Here is a 12,258-nt window from a genome sequence, read left to right as displayed (position 1 = left end):
ACCATACCCGCAGTTTTTTTATTTTGCAGCGTGAAAAATAGTCATGCCGCAATAATAAAGATAAATTTTTCAACAGCAGTGCCAGATATACCCTAAATAATTCGGGGTGCAGGAAGGCGGCAAGGGAAGGAATCCCGATGAGCTTACTCAGGTAAGTGATTCGGGTGACTGACTGAAGCCAACGCACATGCAGCTTGAAGTATGACGGGTATATAATGAGTAGGAGCCAGGTTTGTGATATCCGACGGTCAACCAGGACACATCGATCAAATCAAACAAATGAATGCCGGTGCGGTGTATCGGTTGATCGATAAGTACGGCCCGATATCACGTATCGAACTGTCCAAACGCGCTCAGCTCGCGCCCGCCAGTATTACCAAAATCGTCCGCGAACTGCTGGAAGCCCATCTGGTACAGGAAACCGAATACCAGGATGTGGGCAGCAGGGGGCGTCCCGCAATCGGCCTGATTCTGGATACCGAAGCCTGGCACTATCTTTCCGCACGTATCAGCCACAATACCCTGTTATTGGCGCTGCGCGATCTCAGCAGCAAGCTGGTTGTGGAAGAGGAAATCCCGCTTCCCGCTACGTCATCGCAGCCGCTGCTTGAACGTATTCTGAATGAGATTGACCAATTTTTTATTCGTCATCAAAAGCGGCTGGAGCGACTAACGGCAATCGCCATTACCGCGCCGGGCATGATTGATGCCAGCAAGGGCATCATTCACCGGATGCCGTTTTATGACGTTGAGGAAATGGCGATTGGCCCCGCGCTGGAACAGCGCACGGGGTTGCCCGTGTATTTGCAGCACGATATCTGCGCCTGGACGATGGCCGAAGCGCTATACGGCGCATCGCGCGATTGCCAAAATGTGATTCAGGTGGTGATCGACCATAACGTCGGCGCGGGCGTAATTACTGGTGGCCGTATCCTGCACGCAGGGAGTCGAAATCTGGTCGAAATCGGGCACACGCAGGTCGATCCTTATGGCAAACGTTGCTATTGCGGCAATCACGGCTGTCTGGAAACCGTCGCCAGCACGGAAAATATGCTGGAACTGGCGCAACAGCGCATGAATACCTCCATGAGTTCACTTCTGCACGGTTCGCCGCTTAGCGTTGAGAACCTGTGTGACGCGGCGCTCAAAGGCGATCAGTTAGCCAAAGATATCATTAACGATGTCGGCCATAACGTAGGGCGAATAGTCGCCATCATGGTGAATCTCTTCAATCCCGATAAAATTCTGGTGGGCTCCCCCCTGAATAAAGCGGCCAGTATTTTACACCCCGCCATTTTAGGCTGTATTCAACAGCAATCATTCCCGCCCTATAGCCACAACATCCAGGTGGAAGCGACCCAGTTCTACAATCAGGGTACGATGCCTGGAGCGGCACTGGTAAAAGACGCGCTCTATAACGGATCGCTGCTGGTTAAATTGCTACAGGGATAACCATAAAGGCGTAGAGCAACAAAACATTGCGCTAACGCAAACCGCCCGAATGAGGCATAGCCTAGACTTTCACGCTTGGAAAGCATTTTGGCTGTGCTTGTTTTTTGGTATTCAGGTGGTCTGGAGTTATCCCATGTTGAAACGTATTTTTGTCACTGGTACTGATACCGCCGTTGGCAAAACGGTGGTATCCAAGGCGCTACTGCAAAAACTGGCGCTGGCAGGCAAATCGGTTGCGGGCTACAAACCGATAGCAAAAGGGTGCGAAGAGACGGAAGCAGGCCTGCGTAATAAAGATGCACTGTTGCTACAGGCGGCCTCGACGCTCGAATTGCCCTATAACATGGTTAACCCTATCGCATTGCGGGAAGATGAAATCAGCGCCAGTGAAGGAACCATTGATTACTGCACGATGACGCAAGGCCTGCGCCACATGGGTGAGACGGCGGATATCGTGGTGGTTGAAGGGACAGGCGGATGGCGAACCGTCATGAACGATCTGCGTCCGTATTCCGAATGGGTGGTGCAGGAACAGCTACCTGTCGTGCTGGTTGTTGGCATCAAACTGGGCTGCATCAGCCATGCGCTGCTGACGGCACAGGCGATCATCAACGATGGTTTGCCGCTGGTTGGCTGGGTCGCTAACCGTATTAACCCCGGACTGGCGAATTACGCAGAAATCATTCACGTTCTGCGGAAAAAAATTCCGGCACCGCAGCTGGGTGAACTGCCTTACTTGCCGCGCGCCGAACAGCGGGATCTCTCGTCTTATATCGATCTTTCTGCCGTCAGTTACTAATTTCTTTCGTCTTCTATTCCCGCTTCTCTGCGGGAATAAATTTTCTCCGCCACGCCACCTGTTATACTCACAGGCAGTTTTTCTTCTTATCCTGAAAATATAATGAAAACAGAGAATAACCAGCAGCAAACACCTGTCCCACATCGCCATTGGATTTTAATTGCCTGTATGTTGGCTATGTTCACGGCCGCGATTGAAGTGACGATTGTCGCCACCGCGCTGCCGACCATCATCGCCGATTTAGGCGGGTTTTCCCTATTGGGCTGGGTCTTTGCGGGTTATTTGCTGACACAGTCGATCAGTATTCCAATTTATGGCCGATTGGCCGACCTGTATGGCCGCAAAAAGATATTCTTCTTCGGCATGATCGTGTTCTTGCTGGGGTCGATTCTATGCGGATTCTCGACGCAGATGGGCTGGCTGATCGTCTTCCGCACTTTGCAAGGGCTGGGGGCGGGCGCGATTACGCCGATTGCCTTCACCATTGTTGCTGATGTGTATAGCTCAACCGAGCGTCCGAAAATACAGGGCTATTTGTCCAGCGTGTGGGGCTTTTCCGCGATTATCGGCCCGCTGCTGGGGGCGTTTATCGTGCAACACTTCAACTGGGCGCTGGTCTTCTGGGTCAACGTGCCGATTGGGCTGTTCTCCATCTTCCTGCTGGCGCGTTATCTGCCAACGATCAATGCCGTACGCCAGCATCAACTGGACTGGATGGGGGCGTTCTATCTGATTGTGTCCGTCGCCAGTTTGCTGATGGCGCTGCTACAGGCTGAGGTGTTTGGCTACTGGGTGATCCCGCTGCTTGCGATCTCTGCTGTCGGCAGCATTCTGTTAGTTCGACAGGAAAAGCGTACGCCGGAGCCGCTGTTTCCGCTGGCGCTGTGGCGCAATCGGGTCATTATCGCCGGTAATCTCGGTGGCTTGGTCGTCGGGGCCGCCATGATGGGTGTGAGCGCCTTTTTGCCAACGTTTATCCAGGGCGTGATGGGGAAAACGCCGCTGGAAGCCGGCAGTATACTGGCGATGATGTCGATTGGATGGCCACTGGCCAGCACGCTGAGCGGGCGCTTAATGCTGTGGACGTCTTACCGGTTTACGGCAATGCTCGGCGGTATTGTGTTGATTATCGGTAGCCTGACGCTGCTAACCGTTCAACCGGACAGCAACCTGATGTGGGCGCGGCTCGCGGCATTTTTGATCGGTTCAGGAATGGGGCTAAGTAGCACCACGTTTCTGGTATCGATACAAAACTCGGTGGACTACTCCATCCGCGGCATTGCAACGGCCTCTGCCATGTTTACCCGCATGCTGGGTTCCGCACTGGGAACGGCAATCCTTGGCGCGACGCTGAACATCAGTCTGCACTGGCGATTACCGGAAGTGAGCGATCCACTCCAGACGCTGATGGATCCCGCTAAGCGTATCCTGCTGAGCGTAAACCAGCTCGATACGCTGGCATCGCAAGTCGCCTCGTCTATCCACGGCGTATTTATCGTTTCTGCACTCATCGCGGCTATCACGCTGCTTTCCGCCAGAATGATCCCCGCGAGCCAGCGACCAGGGCAGGTTGAAACCCGACAAAAATAAGGCAAAAGAAAAGGCGCGAAAGCGCCTTTTGAACATTTATTTTGAACATCCAGAGGAAGGGTTACGGTGTGGTCGTCGGTTGACCTTCTGCTGGCGCTGGCGCACTTTCTGTATTGGCGTCGCCCTCAGCATGGCGGGTGTAAACAATCTTGTGAGTATCACTCTCGCAGTGACCAACCACCTGACCTCCGGCCTGATTCACCTGATCGTTCGGGACAATATCCAGCGTAAAACCGGATTCTGGTACGCCGTTGGCGATGATTTTCTGGGCAATATCCGCTTTCACGCTCTCGCAAGATGCCTGTGCAGCCAACGGAGCAACCAGGAATAACGCGGCACCAAAAATGACGGTTTTTTTCATCTTTTGATCCTTTTCTCTGAAAAAAGTCTCTTTGAGTATATCAAACGATGACGATAACGCGAAAAAGCCGCGGATTCAGGCCATCAATGATGGCCCGGAGAAGGTTAAACGCAGGGCCCGGTAGCGCAGCCATACATCATAAATAGCGGGAAAAGGACAACGGCTGGAATCATGAGGGGAGCAAGCAGCACCTCTTTGCCGGAGTTATCACTGCTGTTGATGACTACTGGAATAGGCTGCGGCAGACGCCCATTTTGGGTCGAGCTGACCAGTGAACCTTCTTTCTTACTGAATGTGCCGTTTGCGCTAAAGGTGACTTCACCTTTCCCATTTGTCGTGGGAATGTTCGCCGCGTAGAGTTCGCGTAAATCGACTTCCTGCTCTTTGGTTAATCGGCGAGTATCAATCACGTTTTTATACCTCGCATAGACCTGACCATTACGGAGAGAAAAATCGACCCTCACGCCGGTGATGATGTCTTTGTAATCACGATAAAATGCGTAATAGTCCTGATACTCTTTTTGAGCGCGGGCGTCGGAGAATTTATAAACGTAGTCAGCAGACTCAGCGATAAGCGTCCCATTGTTATTGGTGATAGCTGTGATGTTATCCGTCTTCGGATAAGTGCTTGCACACGAACTGACCAAGAGACACATGATAAACACGCCCCACAGTTTGAGGTGAAAAGCGCGTGGAAATAATCGTGCTAAATCCATATTCATCCTGATGCACTCCATTTGAATAAAAATGCGTGTTGGTACGAGCGATAATCGTTGAGTTTAACGGTGATGGCACCTTCGGGCGCAGGCTACGACAAAGAGAAAAGGGGAAACCCACGCCAGAAGGCGTGGGTGAAAAATCAGGGGGTAACGGGGCGGCCACTGCGGCGGTCGAGACAGCGTTCTGTCGTGCTTTCCCAGTAAGCATTGACGTTATAGCTGGCGTTGCATTTTTCACGCCCATCAATCGCTTTTTCCGTTTTATCGAATTCTTTCTCAACGCGGTTATTCACTTTATTACGCAGTGAGCGGGTTGAGTCCCATTGCTCTTTGCTTTGACGCGCGGCTTCTTTCGACAATGCGCTGTCGCCGGAATCAACAATGATGTGGCGCGTATCTGCCAGTGCGGCAGGCTGCCAGGCAGCGGAAACGATAACCAAAGAAAGCGGGATGAGAGCCCGAATCAGAGAAGAAAAAGAGTAGTGGTTCATGTTTCACCTTGACAGAACGAATGATAAAAACAAACGCCGGTGCCGCGGAACGATAAAGCGCACGGCAAGCGATAGACAACAAAAGACGACCGCCGTTCCCTGTAACCTCCGCGCATTGTGCAAAAAGGAAGGTTACCTATAGCGAGAAGTATACATCCTTCGCTTCAACGGCACTATAACCGCTCAGTATCTGGCAAACTCCAGTGTGTGACCCATAGAAAAGGGCATGAAACCGTGTTCATGCCCTTAATTCTTGTGTTTCAGTAATGATTAGCCTTCGCGGTGTACGCTTAACCCAGCAAAAGATTGGCTGACTGGCATCATTTCCAGCGTATTGATATTGACGTGTGCTGGCAGGGTGGCGACCCAGAAAACGGCTTCGGATACATCTTCGGCGGTCAGCGGCGTCGTGTTGTCATAGGTTTTACTGACTTTGTCATCGTTACCTTTGAAACGCACGGCCGAGAACTCCGTTCCACCGACCAAGCCCGGTTCGATATTCGTTACACGGATTCGGGTACCAGACAGATCGGCACGTAATCCCAGGCTAAACTGCTGTACGAACGCCTTGCTGGCACCGTACACGTTACCGCCTGCATATGGCCAATTTCCTGCGGTAGAACCGATATTGATGACGTGACCGATATTACGTTCCACCATGGCAGGCAGCAGCGCACGTGTCATGAACACCAGCCCTTTGTTGTTGGTATCGATCATGTCTTCCCAATCGTCTACCGAGGCTTTATGCGCAGGTTCCAGACCCAGTGCTAGCCCGGCGTTGTTCACCAGCACATCAATTGTCTGCCATTCGGCTGGCAGTGCAGCAACAGCCTGTTCAATCGCCTGACGGTCGCGCACATCAAGTTTTAACGGATACAGCGCATCGCCCAGTTCTGCCTTCAGCGCATCCAGACGTTCCTGACGGCGGCCAGTTGCGATCACTTTATGGCCTGCACTAATGAATTTACGCGTAATTGACTCACCAAACCCAGCCGTTGCACCGGTAACAAAAATAATCATGCTCTTATTTCTCCCTGACCGTTTTCATATGTTGCTTGTGCCTGATATCAATATAAATAATGAAAGGCATGCGATCATTTAGCCGCGCAATTCCCCGTGGGTCAAGCGTTACTCCGGTTTCAACGATACGGTTCAGGAATAATCGCCCCTCAGAACGAGAGGCGAATGTCGGCCACTGCGGTGCGGCAAGGTGGGTATTACGAAGGATTAAATCCAGTTCTTGTTACGGAATTCGCACATGGTATCCGCGACCCACTGCATTTCCTGCGGTGTCCCTAACGAGATACGACACCAGTTATCCGCCGGAGGAAACGCGCGACCAATCAACACGCCCGCGTCTGCCATATGCTTTTGGTAATCCTTCAGCGGCACGACCAACTGGTGGAAAACAAAATTTCCCTCTGACGGTAAGTAAGGCAGTTTCAGATCATCCAACGCTTTCAGCAGGATTTGACGTGACACATCATTACTCTTTTTGCTGTAGGTAATGAATGCTGCATCGTCCATGGATGCCAATGCGGCATCCACGCCGCTAAAGTTGATTTTTTCGCCCGCGACATACCGTCCCATCAACGCAATGACGTTGGGATGGGCGACGGCATACCCAACGCGCATACCGGCCATAGCATGTATTTTGGAGAACGTTTTGAGCAAAATAATGTTCTCTGCCCCCTGCGTGATCATCGGTGAAATTGAGCGAAAGCGCGGGTCATTGACGAACTCGGCATAAGCCTCATCGACGATAAACATCGTATTGGCTGGCTTGCTGGCAATCCACGGTTCGATGAAATCCGCTGGCGTAATCGTGCCCGTTGGGTTATTCGGATTGACCAGATAAACGATGGAAGGGCCGCTGTAACCTGCCACGGCGGCTTTTAGTCCTTCAATATCGAAGGCCCAGTTATCGAGCATCTTGACTTTCGTCACCTTGATTCCGGCAATTTTGGCGAAATGCTCGCCGTCGCCATAGGTTAGTTCAGGAATCACCAGTTGTGCATCCAGCGACGCGTAGGCTTCGATTGCTGCTCGAATACCCTCGGACGATCCGGCCGTCAGCAAGATGGAAGGAGCCTCGACCTGATGATGTGCCGCCAGTTTATTGCCAAGCAGTAAAATTTCATTCTTTGCATAGCGGTTGGCTTTCACGACAGCCTCGCGCGCGGCGGCTTGCGCTTTGGGCGACATACCGAGAGGATTTTCATTGAAGTTAATACGGATTGGGTTAGTGGCCGACGGTGCGGTAAATGCAGCATTCTCGGGTTGAGTCTCGGCAAAAACCCGCGAGCTTAACCCTGTTGTTACCGCCGCCGTTCCCAGCAGGGCGCCCGAAAGTTTTAATAATGCTCTGCGTTTTGGGTTTAACACGTCGCTTTCATTGATTAAAAAATTCATCAAAACACTCTCCTTAGTTACATAATGACAGGAGAGCTAAAGCATAAAGCGCGCCAACTTCATTAATCGATTGAACGCTAATGCCTTGTCAAATAGGTGAAATAATATTTTCTTACGACAAACATGCCCGCCTGGCGGGAAATGCTGCACTTTCTGACGTGTCGATTAAAGGTAAGAAAAATTGGTTTATTCATTGAGTGATAAAATCGAATGATATGAATTACTTATGCAAGAGATCCATCATGACGCAGCCAATGATGCATCATGATGCGTTTGCCCTATGGGATAGCGAGTACATAGCGGAAGGCATCACGTTTCCTGATTGTCGGCTTCTACCGCCGCATACAACCGCTCAAGGATATCGGGAAACGCGGACTGCACGCGGTTCCAGCTCGGCACAAACGGTTTGTCACCCAGGACATCGCTATAGGCATGACCAGCAAAGGTGATGACATCAGAAAATAACTCCACCGCCGACTCCTCTTTATGACGGTCGAAACTCAGGCCGTTCATACGTGCGTCATGCTCGAAAGCATCGATCATATCAAGCGCGGTGCGATAGTAGGTCGCCCGCAGGACGCGAAAAGAGTCCGTGGAGATATTCACACCGAGAATCGCCAGCTTGCGATACAGCGCTTTTGTGATGTCCGCCGCCATGCGCTGCAACCCCGCGTTAGGATCGCCTTCAGACATCGGCTGATGTTTATGGTCGTAGCGATCGGCGATATCCACCTGACAAATGCGGCGGGTGGCGGTTCCGCGATAAATTTCTGACAGCACGCCAATTTCCAGTCCCCAATCGCCAGGAATACGCAGGTTGTTCAGAATGGTGGTGCGCATCGCAAACTCACCGGAAAGCGGATAGCGGTAACTGCGCATGTAATCCAGATAGTCGGAATTGCCGTAGACCTTTTGCAGCGATTTCAGTAACGGATAGACCAGCAGACGCCCCACACGGCCATTCAGTTTTCCCTCTGCAACACGGGCGTAATAGCCCTTGCAGAAGTCGTAATTAAAGTGCGGATTCGCCACGGGATAGAGTAGGCGAGCCAGCATTGCACGGTCATAGGTGACAATGTCACAATCATGTAGCGCGACACAATCAGAACGACGCGATGCCAGCGTGTAACCGACACAAAACCAGACATTCCGGCCCTTGCCCGGTTCCTCCGGTGCCAGTGACTTTTCTGCCAGTTCGTCGCTGAGCGCTTTCAGGCGCGGGCCATCGTTCCATAGAATGCGATGTCGATGCGGCAGGCGAGAGAAGAATTTTCGGGCGTAAAGAAACTGCTCCCGATCGGCGCGATCCAATCCAATCACAATTTCGCCAAGGTAAGAAACCTGAGACAGTTGATCGACAATGTGGCTCAGCGCGGGGCCTTCCAGCTCAGAGTACAGCGATGGCAGAATCAGCCCCATACTGTTTTGCCCAGAAAATACCTGAAGTTCAGACTCCAACTCTTCCGTGCTTCTCTGAGTGAGATTGTGAAAATTGGTAATGATGCCATCTTGATAAAATTCGCTCATCCTATGCACCCCATACTCTCTTGCGGCTATGTCGTGCCGAGAAATACTCGTTGCCGATAAAATGATCCAGTCCTTCACTCCAGCCTTGGGGCCCTGACTTCTGCGTGCAATATTGCTCGCCGCTGTACGATTCAGGCAGGTTAATTATTTGATTTACCTTTCTTTTAATTAATACGGCGTAGTCCACCGCGCATAACAGAGATATATCGTTCGGACCGTCGCCCAGCCCAAGTGTTTTGACGTCAGTACCGTATTTCTCGATATACTGTGTTTTTATCCAGTTAACCATGAATCCCTTACTCGTTTGGGCACTCATGGCGTGATAAAAGCGACCACCTTGAGTCAGAGCCAGACCCGCCTCTGCCAATAACTGGCAAAAACGCAGTAGGGCATTTTGCTCATCCAGCCATAGCAGCGGTTCAGTGGCTTCTCGCTGTTGCGCCCGCTGGGCGTCTTGCGTGACTAATCCCGTCATCTCTGCTATTTCCGTACAGCTCATATCGCCAAAGCCTTTGAAACGGAAACCGGATGCGCGCAGCGATTCCAGCTGAGTGCGGATAACGGAATACCCTGCACCAATCCTCTTCCTTGGATAATCAGGATGTGATTGCCATGTCGTCGGCAGCACGGCAATGGCGCCGTTTTCCGCAATATAGGGATACGGTTCCAGCCCGAGCGCCCGCCGTAAGGGCTCAACTTCAGCCGCCGTTTTACTGGTGGTGATAATCAGTGGAATTCCTTCATTCGCCAGTCGCGTCAGCCACGGTTGCGCGGCATCCCACCGATAAGTCTCATGATCGAGTAACGATCCGTCGAGATCGCTGAAAATAATCAGCTTCGTATTACGCGTTTGCATGGGTTCTCCATGTTTTATCGTGGATAAACAGAGAGTAACGATGAATGATTAGCGTTAGTCAGAAAGGGCGCGTGTTTGTCAGTGAGGTGTTGTGTTCGTGGTATTAATGATTGTGAGCATAATCACACTTTAAGGATAGGAGGCAATCCGTATCTTCACCAATAATATAATGATCTGGCTATTTTTCGGCAGGCTGATGAGCATCAGCGGACGCAGCTTTTATCCTGGAACGTTTTACGCCAGTCGGTCGGGCTAACGCTAAAACGCTGTTTGAACTGCTGTCGAAAGGTTACTACTGACTGAAAACCCACATTATCCGCAATCGCTTCGATGGAGTGGGAGGTCGATTCCAGCAATGCCTGGCTATGATGGAGCCGTTCCGCCGTTAACCAGTCGCTAACCGTCATGCCTGTGGCTCGGAAGAAATGTCGGGTAAATGTCCTGCGACTCATCTGCACACGGCTTGCCAGCGCATCCAAAGAGTGGGGCGAACTGAGATGGCTGCGCAGATAGTCCAGCAGTTGATTGATTTTACTATCCCGTGTATTTTCCGGCACCGGATGTTCAATAAACTGAGCCTGTCCACCTTCACGGTAAGGCGGGATCACCAGACGGCGGGCGGCGCGGTTAGCGATAGCGCTGCCGCAATGTTGACGAACCAGATAAAGGCAGCAGTCTATTGCCGCTACCGTGCCCGCAGACGTAATCAGATGTTCGTCTTCGACATAGAGCGCGTTGGTATCCAACTGTACATGAAGAAAGCGGGCGATAAAATCCTGCTCAAACGCCCAATGTGTCGAGGCGCGGCGGCCATCTAGTAACCCGGCATAAGCCAGAACATAAGTCCCCAAGCATAATCCTGCGATCTGTGCTTTGCGGGCTTCGGCAATGCGTAACGCATCCAGAAGCGGTGCAGAAGGGCGCGTTTCCGGATGGCTCCAGTGCGGGACTACGATAAGGTCGGCTTTTTCCAACGCGGAAAATCCGTGTTCAACGTTGATAGAAAATCCGTGTTCTGATGCCACCATGCCCGGTTTTTCTGCACAGAAAAAGATCTCAAACTGTTTTTTTTCATAGAGCATGTCGCTGAAAACCATGCTCGGTATAGATAAATGAAACGGGCTAAAATTCTCGGAGACAACCACCGCAACGGTTAGCACAGCCATAATAGCCCTCATTAAATCATCAATAGGTTCTGGTTATTACCCAGTTCAGAATTGTACGCTTTCGCCATCGTTCGGTACGTGCGCGACGGACTGAAGTTTTTCTTCGTGCAAATAGTCACGCAGTTCAACACGACTCAGAAGGCAATGGTTCACCGCTTCCATATGCGTTGCGACTATCGCTGCATTGGGTACAAGCTGATGCACACGTCGTACATCTTCTTTTCCCATGATAATAGAACCGAAGCCGGGAATAACCGCATTGCCGATATTCAGCGCCACCACATCGGGAGTGTGGTGCGTCAGTGCAGCAATAACATGCTGATTCCAGACGGTATCGCCCGCCAGATAAAACGATTTTTCATAGGCATGTCGAAAGACAATCCCGCAGACATCACCCAGTCGTTCCGCCATCTGTGGATTAGCATAGGTTTCATCAGAACCGTGTTGGCCGGATGTTTTGATCAGCGTTATGCCGTCGTATTCCGTCTGCTCACCCAATACACGTACGGAGGTAAACCCCGCTTGCCGAATGATGTCAGCATCCTGTGTATTTTGGCTGAAGATCGGCATTGTTTTCGGGATAGCGTCGATGGCTGCATCATCCCAATGGTCGAGGTGCGTATGCGTCACAATCACGGCATCAACATCCAGAATTGCCGCCATAGGCAGAGGAAGATCGACCAGTGGATTACGCAGATGTGCATTTGCCGTTCCCGGGAAGCCGGGATAGGTCGCCTTTGGTGCCAGCATCGGGTCAATAAGAAACGTTTTTCCACCAAATTCCAGTCGTAATGTCGCATTGCGAATCTGCGTTATTTTCATCTTATTGCTCCCATCTCCGGTTAACTGGTAGCGCTGTTACGCGCCAAACAGGAGCAGTATAAG

At 51.4% G+C, this 12,258-nt stretch carries 12 protein-coding genes; 3 read left to right on the top strand and 9 right to left on the bottom strand.

Translation table 11 applies throughout. The features are described 5' to 3' along the window. Positions 1-234: 234 nt before the first annotated feature. The 3 genes from mlc to MYB54_RS11315 all read left to right on the top strand — a co-directional run bounded on the left by mlc (position 235) and on the right by MYB54_RS11315 (position 3,841). Complete coding sequence (gene mlc, locus MYB54_RS11325) at positions 235-1,452, top strand: sugar metabolism global transcriptional regulator Mlc (protein WP_039511393.1); 1,218 nt, start codon at positions 235-237, stop codon at positions 1,450-1,452. A 133-nt stretch (positions 1,453-1,585) separates the two neighbouring features. After that, complete coding sequence (gene bioD / locus MYB54_RS11320) at positions 1,586-2,251, top strand: dethiobiotin synthase (protein WP_010296067.1); 666 nt, start codon at positions 1,586-1,588, stop codon at positions 2,249-2,251. 102 nt (positions 2,252-2,353) lie between these two features. Further along, positions 2,354-3,841 (top strand): MDR family MFS transporter, encoded by a 1,488-nt coding sequence (locus tag MYB54_RS11315; RefSeq protein WP_014915378.1) that lies wholly within the window; start codon positions 2,354-2,356, stop codon positions 3,839-3,841. A 61-nt stretch (positions 3,842-3,902) separates the two neighbouring features. Here MYB54_RS11315 and MYB54_RS11310 read toward each other — a convergent pair whose 3' ends face one another. The 9 genes from MYB54_RS11310 to MYB54_RS11270 all read right to left on the bottom strand — a co-directional run bounded on the left by MYB54_RS11310 (position 3,903) and on the right by MYB54_RS11270 (position 12,195). Then, the gene (locus MYB54_RS11310) at positions 3,903-4,202 is read right to left on the bottom strand and encodes a DUF1161 domain-containing protein (protein ID WP_014915379.1); all 300 of its coding nucleotides are present in this window, start codon (positions 4,200-4,202) and stop codon (positions 3,903-3,905) included. A 104-nt stretch (positions 4,203-4,306) separates the two neighbouring features. Continuing rightward, on the bottom strand, positions 4,307-4,918 hold the full coding sequence (locus MYB54_RS11305) for a hypothetical protein (protein ID WP_248720797.1): 612 nt from the start codon (positions 4,916-4,918) through the stop codon (positions 4,307-4,309). Between the two features lie 143 nt (positions 4,919-5,061). Continuing rightward, the gene (locus tag MYB54_RS11300; RefSeq protein WP_014915381.1) at positions 5,062-5,412 is read right to left on the bottom strand and encodes a DUF1283 family protein; all 351 of its coding nucleotides are present in this window, start codon (positions 5,410-5,412) and stop codon (positions 5,062-5,064) included. Positions 5,413-5,682: 270 nt separating this feature from the next. Then, positions 5,683-6,432: a bifunctional NADP-dependent 3-hydroxy acid dehydrogenase/3-hydroxypropionate dehydrogenase YdfG gene (ydfG, locus tag MYB54_RS11295; RefSeq protein ID WP_248720796.1), complete on the bottom strand. Its 750-nt coding sequence runs from the start codon at positions 6,430-6,432 to the stop codon at positions 5,683-5,685. A gap of 207 nt (positions 6,433-6,639) precedes the next feature. Beyond that, complete coding sequence (locus MYB54_RS11290) at positions 6,640-7,824, bottom strand: pyridoxal phosphate-dependent aminotransferase (protein ID WP_248720795.1); 1,185 nt, start codon at positions 7,822-7,824, stop codon at positions 6,640-6,642. Positions 7,825-8,133: 309 nt separating this feature from the next. Continuing rightward, positions 8,134-9,351, bottom strand: a complete 1,218-nt coding sequence (locus MYB54_RS11285; RefSeq protein WP_248720794.1) for a glycosyltransferase family protein — start codon at positions 9,349-9,351, stop codon at positions 8,134-8,136. Position 9,352: 1 nt separating this feature from the next. Continuing rightward, complete coding sequence (locus MYB54_RS11280; protein ID WP_014915387.1) at positions 9,353-10,207, bottom strand: mannosyl-3-phosphoglycerate phosphatase-related protein; 855 nt, start codon at positions 10,205-10,207, stop codon at positions 9,353-9,355. 203 nt (positions 10,208-10,410) lie between these two features. Next, positions 10,411-11,373: a GlxA family transcriptional regulator gene (locus MYB54_RS11275; protein ID WP_039517331.1), complete on the bottom strand. Its 963-nt coding sequence runs from the start codon at positions 11,371-11,373 to the stop codon at positions 10,411-10,413. A gap of 45 nt (positions 11,374-11,418) precedes the next feature. Next, positions 11,419-12,195: an MBL fold metallo-hydrolase gene (locus tag MYB54_RS11270; protein ID WP_180791876.1), complete on the bottom strand. Its 777-nt coding sequence runs from the start codon at positions 12,193-12,195 to the stop codon at positions 11,419-11,421. Positions 12,196-12,258: the final 63 nt, after the last annotated feature.

The sequence above is a fragment of the Pectobacterium nicotianae genome (genome assembly GCF_023272715.1).
GTDB classification, from domain to species: domain Bacteria; phylum Pseudomonadota; class Gammaproteobacteria; order Enterobacterales; family Enterobacteriaceae; genus Pectobacterium; species Pectobacterium brasiliense.
The sequence above is the reverse complement of the archived record's forward strand: the minus strand, read 5'-3'. Positions and strand labels throughout refer to the sequence as shown.